Raw genomic sequence first — 17,824 nt, forward strand, 5'->3', positions numbered from 1 at the left:
GAGCAAATGGTGGCTGCTCGGGTGCATCCTTGCCATGACTTCGCCTGCACATGCAGAAGCCGCCTCCGAGGCCGCGATCAAAACCGCCTATCTCTACAACTTTGCCAAATTTACCGAATGGCCCAGCGCGGCCTTTATCAATAGCACAGCACCGCTCAATCTCTGCATAATCGGCCGTAGCGAGCTGAGTGGCCAGGTCAGCAGCCTGGAAGGCAAATCGGCCCAAGGGCATGATATTTCGATCAAACGGATTAACAGCTTAAACGAGGGTAATGAATGCCATATCTTGCTGGTGGCCAATATTGAGCGCCGTCAGCTTGGTGATTTAACCCATAGCTTGTCGAAAACGCCAATCCTGACTGTATCCGATCTTGAAGGCTTTGCCTCTATGGGTGGCATGCTAGGTCTGATCACCGTCGATGAACGAGTGCAATTTGAAGCCAATCCTGACGCAGCTCGCAAAGCGGGACTCAAGATTTCATCGCAACTCCTGAGCCTGGCCAGGATTGCCAAAGAAACATCAAGATAAATCGCCATCATGCCAAATCAATCATCTCATCCCCCCCAATACCGCGTACCGCTGGCCAAAAAGTTTGCCCAGATCATTATCATTTGCTGTCTGCTGGCTTTGATACCGAGCTCCATCTTGCTGTCCTGGCATGCCATGACTGACATCATTGATTCAGAAGCAACCCATCTGAGCGGCCTGGCCAAAGTGATTGCTGCCAACAGCCATGGTGCCGTTGCTTTTGCAGACAATAAAGCTGCCAATGAAATCTTGTCGGCCTTCTCGACCCATCAGGATATTGTGTACGGGCAAATCTACAACCATGCCGGTATTCAGCTTGGCAGCTATCTCAACAAGACACATTCCGCCTTTACGGGCCAAATGCCAACTGAATTGCCCGTTCAAGGCCAGCAGTCCGCATCGTTATTTAGCAATATCATTTACTTCAGGGAACCGATCAGGCTGGATGGCGAAGAGATTGGCACGGTCTACGTCGCGGCGTCACAGGAGCGGATTCATGATCAACTGGCCGCCATGCTCTTGCATGGCATACTGGTATTGATGGGTGCACTGGCACTGGCACTGTTTTTTGCCAAACGCATGGTCAAAAGCATTGCCCAGCCAATCAATGATCTCTCAGAAGCCGCCCTGCGTATTTCATCTGAAAAAAATTACAGCCTGCGTGTCAACTTGACTGAAGACAATCCTGATGTGGCACCCGGGCTGCAGAATCAGGGCATTCAGGAAGTGGTCAATCTGGTCGACTGTTTTAACCAGATGATCGAACAAGTAGAACTCAGCGAGCAGGCACTGCAAGATCATAACGAAGCACTGGAAGAAAAAGTCAATATCCGTACTGCCGAACTCTTGCACGCCAAGGAACACGCCGAGGCGGCCAATCGTGCCAAGTCACAGTTTCTGGCCAATATGAGTCATGAAATCCGTACCCCAATGAATGGCGTGCTGGGCATGACCGAACTCTTGCTTAATTCAAAACTGAGCGATCAACAAAAACGCTTTGCCGAAACTGTTCATAGCTCAGGTGAAGCCTTGCTGGACATCATCAATGACATTCTCGACTTCTCCAAGATTGAAGCCGGAAAAATGGAAATTGAAGTCATTGATTTTGACCTGTATCAGCTGATTGATGATGTGGTCGACCTCTTGTCACAACGCGCTGAAAGCAAAGGTCTGAACCTGCATTGCCTGGTAGACGATGATGTTGATCAGTTCATGCGTGGCGATCCATTACGCATCAAACAAATCCTCATCAATCTGGTTGGCAATGCCATTAAATTCACACAGAAAGGTTTCGTCATTTTACGCGTCACCGTTCTGCCACACACCGGGACAGTCCCTGTTTCCAACAACCTGCCCATCAGAATTGAAGTTGAAGATACCGGCATCGGTATCTCGGCCAAGGCCAGTGAACGTATCTTCATGGACTTTGCACAAGCAGATGGTTCCACCACACGCAAGTATGGCGGTACTGGCCTGGGACTGGCCATCTCAAGAAAACTGGCCGGCCTGATGCATGGTGATATCAGCTTTGACAGTGTTGAGAATCGTGGCTCACGCTTCTGGGTTGATTTACTACTCGGACGTACCGAACAGCGCGCGATCAGCAGCGATAATACAGCGCTATTAAGTGAAGTACGAGTCCTGGTTGCCGAAGATAACCTCACCAATCAGGCCATCTTGCAACAACAGCTTGAAGCCAAAAATATCAAATTTGTCATGACGGGCAATGGCAACGATGCCATGCAGGCATTGATTGATGCTGAAGCCAATGGCAACCCTTTTGAGATTGCTTTGCTCGATCACAAAATGCCTGGCATTACAGGTTTGGAGTTGGCTCATCTCATTCATAACGACGCACGCCTGAAAGGCCTGCGCATCATTATGCTCAGCTCATTGTCACACAGCATTGCTGGCGAAAAATTGATGGAAACCGGCATCTTTGCGTGCCTGTCCAAACCAGTACGACAACGTGATCTGATGAAGGCCATGATCAAGGCCATCAACAGCAAATCCGAAGTCGTCTGGCATCACTCGGCCTTACCTGTGGAAAAAGATCAGCCCATCAATTCGGGAAAATTAGTTTTGCTCGCTGAGGACAACCCCATCAATCAAGAACTGGCCTTAGCAATTTTGCGACAACTTGGCCATGGCGTAGTGACCGTCAGCAATGGCCAGGAAGCATTGAACAAGCTCAATGAACAAAACTTCGATATGATTTTGATGGATTGTCAGATGCCTGAAATGGATGGGTTTGCCGCGACCAGCGCAGTCAGATCGCTGGAAGCCGATGGTCGACAACTTTGCCGCAAGGGTGGTCGCCTGCCGATTATCGCCCTGACTGCCAATGCACTGACCGGTGACCGCGAAGCTTGCCTGGCCGCTGGCATGGATGATTACCTGTCCAAGCCATTCAATCAGGCACAACTGGCTGGCATCTTGCAACGCTGGCTGGCACCAGACAGCGTCGGCCACATCACCACATCAAGCCTTACTGGAGTCAATAAAATGACTATATCAACAACGCCTGTCACACCTTCGCCTCAAAAAACCAGCGATGAGGTCTGGATAAAAGTTGATGTGCTTGATCAATTGGCCGATACCTTTCAGGGCCAACCAGGATTCATTCAAACCTTGATTGGTATTTACCTGGAAAGCAGTCCCGAATTAGTGCGGCAAATTAGCGATTCGATCGAATCCAGAAACAAAGAACAATTGGTGTTGGCCAGTCACTCCTTAAAATCGAGCAGCCTGAACATGGGCGCTATGCCATTGGGTCATCTGGCAAAACAGATTGAAGCAGCCTGTCGCGAGGATCGTCTGGATGACGCTTTGCAGCTTGCGGGCAAGGTGACCGGTCATTACGACAACACAGTGATTTATCTTAAGAATTATTTACAGAATTGCGCAGGAGTGCCATTGTGATTTACGACTTCATGACGACAATCGCTCAAACAATAAGCAAGCCATTGATTCTGGCAGTTGAAGATGAGCCGTCTTCATTGATGATTTTGCGAGCAACGCTGGAAAAAGCGGGCTTTGAGGTCATCACCGCAGTCAATGGTCAAGAAGCATTGGATCGTTTTACTGCCGATCATCCAGAACTGATTCTGCTTGATGTCTCCATGCCAATTCTGGATGGCATTGAAGTCTGTCGCCGGATACGTGCCATGGATGAAGGAAAAAATATCCCCATCATCATGACCACTGGCATGGATGATCTTACTTCCATCAATGATTCCTACAATGCTGGCGCAACAGACTTTATTCATAAACCGATTCACTGGGCCATCCTGCCCCATCGGGTTAATTATGCTTTGCGTTCTTCACGTAACTTACTGCGTATGCGCAAGAGTGAAATTCAACTCGCCAACTCACAACAACTTGCACATTTGGGTAGTTGGGAAATGGATCGCGAGTACAAAGAAGGTACGTTGGTCAGTGAGTCCTTTACCTGTTCCGAAGAAACCTATCGATTGCTCAATAAAGCCGTTGGTGTGAGTCGACTCAAAGCGGGGGATTTCTTTTCTTCAACCAGCGGTCAGGATGCGCGTAGTGTTTTACGCCGGTTAATTCGCGCTATGGAGCGCAATGAAGAGTTTGAATGGGAACATGAATTTCAAAACAACGACGGCTCCAGCCGTACCTTGTTGGGCCATGCCCAAGCGGTAGTATGGAATGATAATCGCCGCTTGATTTCTGGAACCCTGCAAGACATTACCCGTCAACGCCATGCAGAAGCCAAAATTTTGGAGTTGGCCTATCAAGATGGCCTGACCGGTTTGGCCAATCGATTGGCGCTTAATCAACGTCTTGAAACCGCGATCAGCCAGGCACGTCGTAAAAAGGCCTTGGTCGGTGTCATGTATCTGGATCTGGATCGCTTCAAGCGCATCAACGATACCTTGGGCCACTCACTGGGTGATCAATTGCTGCAGGGTATTGCACAGCGTTTACATACCAGCATTCGCAGCGAGGCACTGCGTGATTGCAATGATGATCGTGTCAAGATGGACCATGTGGACAATGAAGATAATCTGATGGATGCGGTAGACTTTGGTGAGTCAACCGATATGGTGGCACGGATGGGTGGTGATGAATTTGTATTGCTCCTGACCAATCTTAAATCGGTGCAGCCGATTATCAATGTCAGCAACCGGATTCTTGAATCCTTTGAAGAACCGTTCATGCTTGATCAGCAAACGGTATACGCCACACCATCAATCGGTGCCGCAGTATTTCCGTATGATGGCGAGGATGCCGGCGCACTGCTCAAGCATGCCGATACGGCGATGTACCATGCCAAGGATGCTGGTCGCAATAACTTCAAATTTTATTCCCCTTCGATGAACATCATGGCATCAGCCAAGCTGACCATCGAAACGCAGTTGCATGGCGTGATTGAGCGCAATGAACTACGTCTGCTTTATCAACCACAAGTACGAGCCAATGACAACATGATCATTGGCATGGAAGCGCTATTACGCTGGCATCATCCAGAGCTAGGCAATATTTCTCCTGTCCAATTCATTCCGATTGCTGAAGAGACCGGGTTGATCATTCAGATCGGTCGCTGGGTCATGCGCGAAGCCTGCCAATTTCAGCGCATGCTGGTTGATAGCGGCCTGCCCCAGGTACGGGTTGCCGTCAATGTGTCACGACTGCAATTTCGCCAGCCCGACTTTGTCAGGATGGTTGAAAAAATCTTGTGTGACACGGGCATCAATCCCAATTTTCTGGAACTCGAAATTACCGAATCATCGGTGATGCACAATGAAGAGGAATCCATCAAACTGCTGCGTAAGCTCAAATCACTGGGTTTACGCTTGGCGCTGGATGATTTTGGCACTGGCTATTCATCACTGTCTTATCTGCAACAATTTCCACTTGATCTGCTCAAGATTGATCGCAGCTTTATTGCGCGGCTTGATACCAAGTCAGATCACACCGATATCCCATTGGAACGTGATGCAGCGATTGCCATTGCCATTATCACCATGTCGCACAGCCTTGGACTGTCGGTGATTGCCGAAGGTGTAGAAACTGAACATCAACTGAGTCTGCTCAAACAACATCAATGTGATGAGATTCAAGGTTATTATTTTGCGCCACCATTAACTGGTGAGTCGATGATTGAAAAACTGTTGACCCAGCCCTTTATGAATAATCCTGGCACACAAATCTTTAAATCTTGAATTTTAATTATTGATAGCAGTTTACAGCCTGAGTTGTCGCCAGGCCACGACACGCATGACAAGCAGCACAATCAGCAATACCAGCACCATAACAACGCTGAGCCAGTATTCATGGCCGCGCATGGCAACCATCACATCATCATGATGGTGCGCCAACAGCGCATAGACAGCCAGTAACAGACTGAGCAAACCGATCACCCCACCCATGACGCGTGCTGCCACTGCCGCCCAAAGATCAGCCCTTTCCAATAGCCGCGACAACCACCAGCCATTCAAGCCATCCGATAACAACATACCCAAGGTAAACAGCAAACCCAAAGCCAGGGCATGACCAATACCGCCAAGCCGATTAGCGGTTGCCGCAAACAAGGCGGCCTGACTCATGGTGTCAAACGACAAGGCAAACAAGGCACCAATGGCAGCAATCAAGGCGGGATGTGAAGTCTGGGTCAAACACTCAAACCAGCGCCCGAGCAAACCGGTTTTCAAACCAATTGGACGATGTATCTGATGATTGCCCGCCATGATGGCACGCCATAAATTGGCACCGCCAAGCAATATGAGAAAGAACACCGAAATGGTCAGGCCAAGCGCATCAAGCCAGTTGGGTATTGTCCAATTTTGAGCCATGCTGGCCACCAGCAGCGCAATGCTCATCACCATCGTCCCGTGACCGAGCGAAAACAATAAACCACAGCGTGCCGCCAACTGCGGATGGTGAGTCTGATTGAAACGTGTCAGACCATCAATCGTCGCCAGATGATCCGCATCCAGGCCATGTTTGATACCGAGTAAAAACACCAGTGAAGCCAATGGCAGCAGCTCGGTCGGCAAGGCAGGTGTCATCGTCGCAACTTTCTCACGTTAAATATACTGACATAGTGTATTTTTACGAGATCAATATATACGCACACAACAAGGCAATATATTCATATACTCCATATAAAATGGTATTTTTGATGATTTACAAAGATAGTCCGTTACCAACTCACAATCAGCGCAGCAAGCAGGCACTGCATCACTGGCAAGTCAATATTCAACCGTTCAACATACCACGATGGGCGATGAACTCAACCACCTTATCAAGATTGGCACCACTCTTTAAATTGGTAAACAGATAGGGTTTGTTGCCGCGCATGCGTTTGGTATCGGCTTCCATGATTTCCAGAGATGCCCCTACCATGGGTGCCAGATCAGTCTTGTTGATGATCAGCAAATCGCTTTTGGTAATACCAGGACCACCTTTACGGGGGATCTTCTCACCGCCAGCCACATCAATCACATAGATGGTGAGATCAGACAGTTCAGGACTAAAGGTCGCAGCCAGATTATCGCCACCCGATTCGATAAAGATCAGATCCAGATTGGGAAAGCGCTTTTGCATCTGATCAACGGCTTCCAGATTGATTGAAGCATCTTCACGAATCGCGGTATGTGGACAACCGCCCGTTTCCACGCCCATGATGCGCTCCCGCGGCAAGGCTTCGGCGGCCACCAGCAAACGCTCGTCTTCCTTGGTATAAATATCGTTGGTCACGACGGCCAGATCGTAATCATTGCGCATGGCCTTGCACAAGACTTCAACCAGGGTCGTCTTGCCGGAACCAACTGGACCACCAACGCCGACACGCAAAGGATTGGGTTTAACGCTCATGATGAATAGATAAAAATAAAATGGTTAACAGCAAAAAATAAATCGAAAAATACAAAATTTCAATATTGACTCAAGAACGAAACAGCCGTGAATACTGGGTTTCATGACGGGCACTGGCAATGGCAAAACCAGGTGCCCAGGTGGACAGTTGATTTTGTTCGGCACGCTCGACTGCCGCCACCAATACCTCTTCGACCACTGCGTGCGCGGCGATGACGATTTTCTGCCCAGCCACCTGCCCCAGCGGCACCGCTTTGAGCGCGGCTGCCACCTGATTTTCCACCCAGGCAAACAGATAAGCAGCCAGCCCCGCCAACCGCTCTACCCGCCACGCCACACAGACGCAACTAAAACCCGCCACAAAAGTCACTTCCGGCCAGTCTCGCAACAAGACCGCACACGGCTCGTTCAATTCACCCAATAAACGCGCGAGGGAATAACCCATCTGCAAGGTTTCGGCACGCAGCTCCGCCGTTTCACGGGTAGCGATAAACCAGTCATTGAGTTCGCGCGCTCTTGCTACATCATCCAACTGCCAGACATCGTAGAGTTGCAGCCAGAGTGGTGCTTCACAATGCCCCACCACATGGCGCAAACCATCCATGATCCAACCCTGCGCTGAACCAGCATCATGAATCGTGCCCGCCTCGACCGCCCACTCCAATGCCTGCGAATAGCTATACGCACCCACCGGCAAGGCCGGTGAAGCCAGTTGCAAGAGGCGCGTCAGAGAGGCTCTGGCAAAACTCATTATGGTTGAATGATTTAGTGATCGTGCTTGCAGTCCGGGCCATGCACATGGCCATGATCATGACTGTGAATCTTGATTGGCTCGCGTTTGGTTTTGGATTCATGGGCATGTGCACCGTGATCATGACTATGGTCGTGATCATGATGCTCGTGCTGATGAGTCCTCGACTCATGTTGATGTGAAGAGTGCGAACAATTGGCGTGATCATGCCCCTCATGCGTGTGTGCATGAGATTCCACATGGTCATGGCTATGTCCGTGATCATGGCCGTGATTACAATTTGGCCCATGTACATGAGCATCCTGCTGCTTGACCAGATTGTCGTAAGCACCACCCTCTGGCTCAAATGGGGTATTTTGTTCCAGCACTTCCAAGCCAAGGCCCGTCAACATTTCTGCCAGAACATGATCCACTTCCAGACGCAGATGATCGACTGCAATCTGCACCGGCACATGACGATTACCCAAATGATAAGTCGCGCGCAGCAAATCCAGTGCCGCATTGCTACTCGTCGCTTTAGCTCGGACCAGCATGACTTTTTCTTCAGCAGCCACCACCTGTACAAAACCACCACTACTCGTCACCAGCACATCACCACCACGCAACACAGCGCCGCGCTCCAAAAACAAACCCGCCTCTTCGCCATTGGACAACACCACCCGTTGCCGACTTTTCTGCCGATCATCGAACGGCAACTCCAAGGTGGGCGCACGATCCAGCAACACTTTGGCGATTTTTTGATGACGAGGTAAGACTTTAGTAATTTCAATCATGATCTTGACTCTATTCAGGTTATACAGACACATCATCCTACTGCAAACTCAGTTTTAACGCTTCACTCATCCACCGCAGGCAACTTCAGGGTGTATTGGCCCGACTTGTCGTCCCGCGTGATGATCAGCAAGCCGCGCTTTTTGGCATCATCCACCAGTTCACGAAATGACCGATAGCCGTATGCCGATTCGGAAAACTGCGGACGACGGCGCTTCATGGTTTGCTTGACCATCGAACCCCAGATTTTTTCATCTTCACCGCGTTCATCAATCAATGCTTCAATGGTCTCAACAATAAAGTCCAGTGCAGGCTGGCGCTTGTCTTCTTCGGGTTTAGCAGCCGGATTGGTATTGGCTTGCCTGGCTTTGGCCGGGGCTTTTTTCTCGGCACGCTTGCGCTTGGCTTCCTGCTCGCGCACCAGATCATCATAAAAAATAAACTCGTCGCAATTGGCACTCAGCAAATCGGAGGTTGAGCCTTGCACACCAACCCCAATGACATGCTTGTTGTTTTCGCGAAGTTTGGAAACCAGTGGTGAAAAGTCGGAATCACCACTCAAAATCACAAAAGTATCCACATGCGATTTGGTATAGCAAAGATCGAGCGCATCGACCACCATTCGAATATCGGCCGAATTTTTGCCCGATTGACGCACATGGGGGATTTCAATCAGCTCGAATGCAGCCTCATGCATGGCTGCTTTAAAATCTTTATAGCGGTCCCAATCGCAATAGGCTTTCTTGACCACAATACTGCCTTTGAGCAGTAGGCGCTCCAAAACCTTCTCGATGTCAAACTGCGCGTATTTGGCATCACGCACACCCAGGGCAATATTCTCAAAATCACAGAATAAAGCCATATTATTGATTTCATGCGGTGCAGCCATGTGGTTATCCTTTTAATTGCTCATTGGCGAGTTCAGCACTCTTTGGCCACATGATACAACTTCGCCGCGTCATCATCAGACGCCACGACTGCTCAATATCAAACACGCTGCACATCATCAAAATAGAAAGTAGCGTTGCGCCATCGGCAATACCTTGGCTGGTTCACAAACCAGCAGTTCACCATCGGCACGCACCTCGTAGGTTTCGGGATTGACCGACATCCTTGGGGCATAACCATTGTGGATCATGTCGGACTTGCGCAGCCCGCGGGTGCCATGAATGGGAATGATGGTTTTTTGCAGACCGAGCATGCCATGCACATCGGCCGCATACGCTGCCTGCGAAAGGAAGGTGACCGACGTTTTGAGTGCTTTGCCATAGGCACCAAACATCATGCGGTAATGCACCGGCTGTGGCGTGGGGATAGATGCATTGGGGTCCCCCATAGGCGCGGCCGCAATCATGCCGCACTTGATGATCATGGCGGGCTTGACACCAAAAAAAGCCGGTTTCCAGAGCACAATATCAGCCAGCTTGCCCACTTCCAGCGACCCCACCACATGGCTGATGCCATGCGTGATGGCGGGGTTGATGGTGTATTTGGCAATATAGCGTTTTGCACGAAAGTTATCATTGCGAGCACCATCGCCGGCCAAAGCACCAAACTGCACTTTCATTTTATGGGCGGTTTGCCAGGTCCGCATGATAACTTCACCCACCCGCCCCATGGCTTGTGAGTCTGAACTCATCATTGAAATCGCACCCAGATCATGCAAGCGATCTTCGGCGGCAATGGTTTCACGACGAATCCGGCTTTCGGCAAAGGCTACGTCTTCGGCAATGGCCGGATCAAGATGGTGACAAACCATCAGCATATCCAAATGCTCATCCAGTGTGTTGTGGGTATAAGGCCGGGTTGGATTGGTGGACGATGGCAGCACATTGCTTTCACCCACCGCCGCAATGATGTCAGGCGCATGACCACCGCCAGCACCTTCGGTATGAAAGGTGTGAATGGTGCGATCTTTAAACGCGGCCAGGGTGTGCTCCAAAAAACCGGCTTCATTGAGTGTGTCACTATGAATCGCCACCTGCACATCCATCTCTTCGGCAACGCTCAGGCAATTATCAATCGCAGCCGGCGTGGTGCCCCAGTCTTCATGAAGCTTCAAGCCAATTGCACCGGCATTGATCTGCTCAAGCAATGGCGTGGGCAAACTCACATTGCCCTTGCCTAAAAAGCCCAGGTTCATTGGAAAGGCTTCGGCAGCCGACAACATGCTGTGCAAATGCCAGGGGCCGGGTGTACAGGTGGTGGCGGCGGTGCCGACTGCAGGGCCAGTGCCACCGCCAATCATGGTGGTCACCCCACTCATCAGCGCTTCTTCAATCTGCTGCGGACAAATGAAATGAATGTGGGTATCAATGCCGCCTGCCGTCACAATCATGCCTTCACCGGCAATGATTTCGGTAGCCGCACCAATCGCTATCGTCACGCCCGGTTGAATATCGGGATTACCCGCTTTTCCAATGGCGGCGATGCGCCCCTCCTTCAAACCAATATCGGCTTTGACAATGCCCCAGTGATCCAGAATCAGCGCATTGGTAATCACCGTGTCCATCACTTCATGATGATTGCGCTGGCTTTGCCCCATCCCGTCACGAATCACCTTGCCGCCACCAAATTTCACTTCTTCACCATAGATGGTGAAGTCTTTTTCCACTTCAATCAACATGTCGGTATCGGCCAGACGTACCCGATCACCCACGGTGGGGCCAAACATTTCGGCATAGGCTTTTTTGCTGATGCTGGTCATGACTGCTCCTGCTGATTATTTGGTTTTGAGTTGACCGTTGAGTTTGCCATTAATCTTGCCATTGAAGCCATAGACGATGCGATCTCCCGCCAGGGCTACCAGTTCCACCGTGCGCGACTGGCCCGGCTCAAAACGTACCGCCGTACCCGCCGCGATATTGAGTCGTGCACCATAGGCCAGATCGCGCTCAAACACCAGCGCCGGATTGGCTTCATAAAAATGAAAATGCGAGCCAATCTGAATCGGTCGATCACCCTGGTTAGTGATACTCACCGTGACCGTTTTACGACCCACATTCAATTCAATCTCACCATCATCAATCAGCATTTCACCGGGAATCATATTGCCACCTTATAAAATATTTAAATTTTCAATTACCAATGATTCGCATCATCAATGAGGTCCTTTTCATCCCAAAGACACAAAGATGCACAAAGGAAACCCGTTCTAAGTTGAGGGCGTAACAATCACATCAACACAAAGGCCGAAAAACCAAGACACTATACAAATTAACCGATTTGCATTGAAGTTGAAAAACATCTTGGTGTTCTTTGTGTCTTTGGGGTGGAAAGTGCTACGCTCTTAGACAATCGGGTTATGTACCGTCACCAACTTGCTACCATCTGGGAAAGTTGCTTCCACCTGAATATCGGGAATCATCTCGGCGACCCCGTCCATCACGTCTTCACGCTTCAGCAAGGTGGTACCGTAACTCATCAGCTCGGCCACAGTTTTACCATCACGCGCACCCTCCATGACGGCGGCGGTGATATAGGCTACGGCTTCGGGATAATTGAGTTTGAGGCCACGATCCTTGCGACGCTCAGCCAGCAATGCTGCGGTAAAAATCAGCAGCTTGTCTTTTTCGCGGGGAGTCAGCTCCATAGCTTGCCTTATTCAATAATGACTTCATTAACAATGATATTCAGCTACTTTGATCCAGTCACTCAGGTTGCCCAGATCCGGGGCATGACCGGCGCTACTTTCATCATAATCGGTCGCAAAATTTGCCACAACGCACAAAGATAATGTCGCGCTGTTTCGGCCTGATGACTGATAACCCGAACCAGCAATACACCTTGCGGCAAATAGCTGATGCCTGCCGAGTCACCCTCTGCCAATCCCACTTCGCGCAGGCGCTCCAGCAGGGCATCACGCTCGGTGACAGTCAATGTAGCCAATCCATAAGCACACAGGGTGCCAAACACATGGCGTCCGGCAAGACCCAAAGGTGAACTCAACAAAGCGTCGCCACCATTGATCTTGCCATAGTCCGCCCAGAGTAGCTGACCATTTTTAAGCAACTCAAAGCTTGGCTGAAAACAACCTTGGGCAAAGGTCTCCTGCATGGCTTTGCGCCCCAATACCGTCACATCCCAGGCTATCAGCTGTGTGTCTTCCGTTACGTCAATGCAGGTTTTTGAACACGCCAATGCCTGATTAAACACAATGTTTTCCTGCGGCAGCCATTCGAGTCGGGCCCCTGGCCGCAAAGTGATATGAGTGGACTGAGATGAGTGCTGCGGCTTGCCGCCATACCATTTGGTAGCACCAGGCGTGGTCACAAAAGCGTGAGTACGATTATCGAGCCGTACTGTCATGCTGAGCTGATCACCACCGGCAATGCCACCGGGTGGGTGCACAATCAGCACATGACAACAACCATCGCCTTCGGGATAGAGTGGTTTTTGAATACGCAAAGGACCAAAATGGCTACGCTCGCGCAAGACGGTGCGGCCATGTTCATGGCAAAAACCAAGCTTGAGCGCAGCCTGCCAACTTTCAGACTGAGCAGATTGCTGCGTCAGCGCAGTGGCTTGAGCAGCGACTGTGGCAAGCGATATGGGGAGATCAGGTATTTTCAAATGGCAATCAGATTTTTGATGCCTTTTTCCACCATCTCACTACCGGGGCCAGCATGAGTAATCTGACCACGCGACATGACGGCGTAGTAATCGGCAAGTTCCTGGGCAAAATCATAATACTGTTCAACTAATAATATTGCCATATCGCCACGCGCAACCAGTTGTTTGATGACCGCACCAATATCTTTGATGATGGAAGGTTGAATCCCCTCGGTGGGTTCGTCCAGGATCAAGACCTTGGGATTACTTGCCAGAGCCCGGCCAATTGCGAGCTGCTGCTGTTGCCCACCCGACAGATCACCGCCACGCCGACCAAGCATTTGCTTGAGTACTGGAAACATGGAAAAAATTTCTTCCGGGATTTTTTTAGCCTTGGCTGATGGCAGAGGGGCCATCCCCATCATCAGATTTTCTTCAACAGTCAGCCGATTGAAAATTTCACGACCTTGTGGGACATAGCCAATGCCCATCGCCGCACGTGCATGGGGCGAGGTGCTAGTGATGTCTTTTCCATCAAACTGAATCTGACCTGATTTGAGTGGCAACAGACCCATCAGACTTTTGAGCAAGGTTGTCTTGCCCACGCCATTGCGGCCAAGCACTACCGTACAGGCACCGGGACGTATTTCCAGCGAAAGGTCACGGAGTGTATGGGACGAACCATAGTATTGATTGATATTTTGAATACTTAGCATAGTAGTCTGTTTTCGATGAATGGTGGATGAGGAGTTTGATCTACGCAACCGACACGCGACTATCGTCCCAAATACACCTCGATGACACGCTCATCATTTTGCACTTTTTCCATACTGCCCTCGGCCAGCACCGCACCATCGCAAAGTACTGTCACCGTCTTGCCATTGGAAATGGTATTAATGAAATCCATATCATGCTCCACCACCATCAATGAATGACTGCCTTCCAGCTCCAGAAACAATTCGGCTGTCCGTTCAGTTTCGGCATCGGTCATACCGGCCACCGGCTCATCGAGCAGGAGCAGTGCCGGCTCCTGCATGAGTAACATACCAATTTCCAGCCATTGTTTTTGACCATGCGACAACAAGCCAGCGAGCCGGTTTTCCTGTCCGTCCAGGCGAATCAGCCTGAGCGTAATTTCAATCTTGCCCAGCTCTTCACCATTGAGTTTGGCAAACAGGGCATGCCGCACATTCTTGGTTGTCTTCATCGCCAGTTCGAGATTTTCAAACACAGTATGATTTTCAAAGACTGTTGGTTTTTGAAACTTGCGGCCAATGCCACGCTGGGCAATTTCGGGTTCTGTCAGTTTGGTCAAATCAATTGTCTGACCAAAATATGCCGTGCCGCTATCCGGGCGAGTCTTGCCGGTAATCACATCCATCATGGTCGTCTTGCCAGCGCCATTGGGGCCGATGATGCAGCGCAGCTCACCTCGTTGAATATTAAGGGTCAGATTATTGAGTGCCTTGAAACCATCAAAGCTGACCGTGATGTCATTCAGATAAAGAATCGGACCATGCGAAGTATCCAACTCGCCAGTTGATACGTGACCATAGCTGGCCGATCCATCGGGTGAGGACTCCTGACTGGACTGTTGATATGCTTCGTGTGCCATGTGGTTCATGATGTTTGCTCCACGGTGGTTGTGGTGCTACCTGCTTTGTTGGCGGCCAAACGCTGCTTGATATTTTGCCAGGCACCAATCACGCCTTGCGGCAAAAACAGCGTCACCAGGATGAAGATCAGACCCAACGCATACAACCAGTATTCTGGAAACGCCATGGTAAACCAGCTCTTGGCACCATTCACCAGAAAGGCGCCAAGTATTGCACCAACCAGGGTACCGCGCCCACCCACTGCCACCCAGATCGCCACTTCAATCGAATTGGCTGGCGACATTTCTGACGGATTGATGATACCGACTTGGGGCACATACAAAGCACCGGCAATACCGCTCAGCACCGCGGCAAACGTCCAGACAAACAGCTTGAACCAGATCGGGTTGTAGCCACAGAACATGACCCGACTCTCCGAATCACGAATCGCTGTCAGCAAGCGTCCCAGCTTGCTGGTGACGATATACCGACAAGCCAGCAGCGCACCGATCAAGACAATAAACGTCAGTGCAAACAAAGCCAGCCGCATATGTGGCGTAGTAATGCCATAGCCCATGATGCGCTTGAAATCGGTAAAGCCATTGTTGCCGCCAAAGCCCATATCATTGCGGAAAAATGCAAGCATGGATGCAAAAGTAACGGCCTGAGTGATGATTGAAAAATAAACACCCTTGATGCGTGATCGAAAAGCAAAGAAGCCGAACAGAAACGCCAGTACACCGGGTACCAATACAACCAATAACAGCGCATAGGCAAGATGGTCGGTAAACTGCCAGTACCAGGGATAGGCCTTCCAGTCGAGGAACACCATGAAGTCGGGCAAATCACTTTGATAGACACCATCATGACCAATCTGACGCATTAAATACATACCGAAAGCATAGCCACCCAAGGCAAAGAATAAACCCTGACCCAAGGAAAGAATGCCGGTATAGCCCCAGATCAAATCCATCGCCAATGCCACCATGGCATAGCACATGAACTTGCCAACCACAGTAATAAAGTAAGTCGAGATATGAAATGGACTGCTTTCTGGCACCAGCAGATGCAATACCGGCACGAGCACCAAAGCCAGCACCGCAAACACTGCCAAGGTAGCCCAGCCTTTGGGGCCATACAAAACTTTTTTATCGATTATCATTATTCGACACTCCTTCCCTTGAGTGCAAACAGACCGGAAGGACGTTTCTGGATAAACAGCACAATGAATACCAGTATGAATATCTTGGCCAGTACCGCACCAGAAAAGGGTTCCAGAAACTTGGCCACCGAGCCCAGCCCCAAGGCCGCAATCACCGTACCTGCCAGTTGTCCCACACCCCCCAGCACCACCACCATGAATGAGTCCACAATATAGCCCTGCCCCAGCTCGGGCCCGACGTTACCAATCTGGCTCAGGGCTACACCACCCAGGCCAGCAATGCCACTGCCCAGGCCAAACGTGAGCATATCAATCTTGTGGGTAGGCACACCAACACAACTGGCCATGCGCCGATTTTGTGTGACAGCACGAACAAACAGACCCATGCGGGTTTTGGTCAGAAGCAACCAGACCAGCAGGAGTACCGCCATTGAAAATCCAATAATGACAATCCGGTTATAAGGCAGCACAACACCTCCTGCCAGAGCAATACCACCACTCATCCAGCTTGGATTGGCCACCTCCACATTTTGCGCACCAAAGATCATGCGCAAGGCCTGGATGATCAAGAGACTGATCCCCCAGGTGGCCAGCAAGGTTTCCAGCGCACGACCATAGAGCCAGCGAATCACGGTACGCTCGAGCACCATGCCCACAATGGCGGCCACCACGAAAGCCACTGGCACGGCAACCACCACATACCAATCCAGATAATTGGGTAAGTGATTACGAAATAAATTTTGAATCGCGTAAGTGGCATACGCACCCACGGCCAGCAATTCGCCATGCGCCATATTGATGATGCCCATCAGGCCAAAGGTAATGGCCAGACCCAGCGCAGCCAGCAGAAGGATTGAACCCAGGCTGATACCGGAAAAGAGGTTGCCGATCAGCGCCAGTTTTTGCAGACGACTGTTGATTTCAATCAGCGATTTTTGCGCTTCGGCACGCACTGCTTCATCGGGTTCGCCATAATTGCCATCATGATCCTTGGTCAGCATTTCAGACAATACCTGTTTGATTTGTGGGTTGTCGGTATCGGCAATATCTTTTACTGCCTGTAGTCGTGTGGCTGCATCTTCTGACTTGAGGCTAAGTGCGGCCAAGGTGACAATCAACACCTTTTTGATCTTCTCATCCTGCTCTTTGGCCAATGCAGTCTTCACCAGCGGCACCGCACTTTGATTGCCATCAGTCTGCAAGGCCAAGGCTGCCGTCTGACGCTCCTTGGCATTTGTCGACAAGAGCTTGAGGCCGGCCAGCGCACCATCAATTTCGCCGCGAATCCGGTTGTTGATCTCAATCACTTCCCGGTCTTCAGGAACGGTCTTGAGCACTTCGCCATCAGTGGCTCGACTGGCTGTATCGCCCGTTAGGATGAACAGTTCACCACCCTTGGATTGATACAGTGCATCTTCGGATAGGGCCTTCAGTACCGTATAGGCCTGCGCCTCGCCCGAGGCACTGATCTTGGCGATGACCGCTATCCGTACATCGGAATCTTCATCGCTTAGTTGTTTGAGCAGTGCTGGATCCAATGCGGCCTGAGCAATGGCGCTCGCTGTGAATAGCAGCAGCACCATCAAAGCACGCAAATACATTTTTATTCTTGTCATTGC

General features: G+C 50.4%; 15 protein-coding genes and 1 pseudogene. 3 read left to right on the forward strand and 13 right to left on the reverse strand.

The annotated features are described in order from the left end of the window. The first annotated feature begins 34 nt into the window (after positions 1 to 34). Genes ACMYR3_RS15725 through ACMYR3_RS15735 form a run of 3 tightly spaced genes read left to right on the forward strand, consistent with a single transcriptional unit; the run spans position 35 to position 5,721 of the window. Positions 35 to 529, forward strand: a complete 495-nt coding sequence (locus tag ACMYR3_RS15725; RefSeq protein WP_424192932.1) for a YfiR family protein — start codon at positions 35 to 37, stop codon at positions 527 to 529. 9 nt (positions 530 to 538) lie between these two features. Next, positions 539 to 3,451, forward strand: a complete 2,913-nt coding sequence (locus ACMYR3_RS15730; RefSeq protein WP_424192934.1) for a response regulator — start codon at positions 539 to 541, stop codon at positions 3,449 to 3,451. A gap of 11 nt (positions 3,452 to 3,462) precedes the next feature. Then, positions 3,463 to 5,721, forward strand: coding sequence for a two-component system response regulator (locus tag ACMYR3_RS15735; RefSeq protein WP_424192936.1), 2,259 nt, complete (start codon positions 3,463 to 3,465; stop codon positions 5,719 to 5,721). A gap of 21 nt (positions 5,722 to 5,742) precedes the next feature. Here the strand turns inward: ACMYR3_RS15735 and ACMYR3_RS15740 are convergent, their stop codons facing one another. From ACMYR3_RS15740 to urtB, 13 genes and pseudogenes are all read right to left on the reverse strand, one after another. Beyond that, positions 5,743 to 6,567 carry a nickel transporter gene (locus tag ACMYR3_RS15740; protein ID WP_424192938.1) on the reverse strand — a complete coding sequence of 275 codons (825 nt, stop codon included), beginning with the start codon at positions 6,565 to 6,567 and terminating at the stop codon, positions 5,743 to 5,745. Positions 6,568 to 6,757: 190 nt separating this feature from the next. Further along, complete coding sequence (gene ureG, locus ACMYR3_RS15745) at positions 6,758 to 7,375, reverse strand: urease accessory protein UreG (protein WP_424192940.1); 618 nt, start codon at positions 7,373 to 7,375, stop codon at positions 6,758 to 6,760. A 70-nt stretch (positions 7,376 to 7,445) separates the two neighbouring features. After that, complete coding sequence (locus ACMYR3_RS15750; RefSeq protein ID WP_424192942.1) at positions 7,446 to 8,126, reverse strand: urease accessory protein UreF; 681 nt, start codon at positions 8,124 to 8,126, stop codon at positions 7,446 to 7,448. A gap of 14 nt (positions 8,127 to 8,140) precedes the next feature. Then, positions 8,141 to 8,899, reverse strand: a complete 759-nt coding sequence (locus tag ACMYR3_RS15755) for an urease accessory protein UreE (RefSeq protein ID WP_424192944.1) — start codon at positions 8,897 to 8,899, stop codon at positions 8,141 to 8,143. 83 nt (positions 8,900 to 8,982) lie between these two features. Beyond that, positions 8,983 to 9,786, reverse strand: a pseudogene (locus tag ACMYR3_RS15760) (NYN domain-containing protein); the annotation flags it as partial. 117 nt (positions 9,787 to 9,903) lie between these two features. Beyond that, positions 9,904 to 11,604, reverse strand: a complete 1,701-nt coding sequence (gene ureC, locus ACMYR3_RS15765) for an urease subunit alpha (RefSeq protein ID WP_424192946.1) — start codon at positions 11,602 to 11,604, stop codon at positions 9,904 to 9,906. A gap of 15 nt (positions 11,605 to 11,619) precedes the next feature. After that, positions 11,620 to 11,946: an urease subunit beta gene (locus tag ACMYR3_RS15770; RefSeq protein WP_424192948.1), complete on the reverse strand. Its 327-nt coding sequence runs from the start codon at positions 11,944 to 11,946 to the stop codon at positions 11,620 to 11,622. 240 nt (positions 11,947 to 12,186) lie between these two features. After that, positions 12,187 to 12,489 carry an urease subunit gamma gene (locus ACMYR3_RS15775; protein WP_424192950.1) on the reverse strand — a complete coding sequence of 101 codons (303 nt, stop codon included), beginning with the start codon at positions 12,487 to 12,489 and terminating at the stop codon, positions 12,187 to 12,189. 62 nt (positions 12,490 to 12,551) lie between these two features. Then, positions 12,552 to 13,469: an urease accessory protein UreD gene (locus tag ACMYR3_RS15780; RefSeq protein WP_424192952.1), complete on the reverse strand. Its 918-nt coding sequence runs from the start codon at positions 13,467 to 13,469 to the stop codon at positions 12,552 to 12,554. Further along, positions 13,466 to 14,164 carry an urea ABC transporter ATP-binding subunit UrtE gene (gene urtE / locus ACMYR3_RS15785; protein WP_424192954.1) on the reverse strand — a complete coding sequence of 233 codons (699 nt, stop codon included), beginning with the start codon at positions 14,162 to 14,164 and terminating at the stop codon, positions 13,466 to 13,468. Before urtE ends, ACMYR3_RS15780 begins: the two co-directional genes overlap by 4 nt. A gap of 59 nt (positions 14,165 to 14,223) precedes the next feature. Next, on the reverse strand, positions 14,224 to 15,063 hold the full coding sequence (gene urtD, locus ACMYR3_RS15790) for an urea ABC transporter ATP-binding protein UrtD (RefSeq protein WP_424196566.1): 840 nt from the start codon (positions 15,061 to 15,063) through the stop codon (positions 14,224 to 14,226). A 5-nt stretch (positions 15,064 to 15,068) separates the two neighbouring features. Beyond that, positions 15,069 to 16,205 carry an urea ABC transporter permease subunit UrtC gene (gene urtC / locus ACMYR3_RS15795; RefSeq protein WP_424192956.1) on the reverse strand — a complete coding sequence of 379 codons (1,137 nt, stop codon included), beginning with the start codon at positions 16,203 to 16,205 and terminating at the stop codon, positions 15,069 to 15,071. Next, a complete protein-coding gene (gene urtB, locus ACMYR3_RS15800) occupies positions 16,205 to 17,821 on the reverse strand; it encodes an urea ABC transporter permease subunit UrtB (protein ID WP_424192958.1) in 1,617 nt (538 codons plus the stop codon). Before urtB ends, urtC begins: the two co-directional genes overlap by 1 nt. Between the last annotated feature and the right edge of the window lie 3 nt (positions 17,822 to 17,824).

Source organism: Ampullimonas aquatilis, from assembly GCF_049675895.1.
Classification (GTDB): domain Bacteria; phylum Pseudomonadota; class Gammaproteobacteria; order Burkholderiales; family Burkholderiaceae_D; genus Ampullimonas; species Ampullimonas aquatilis.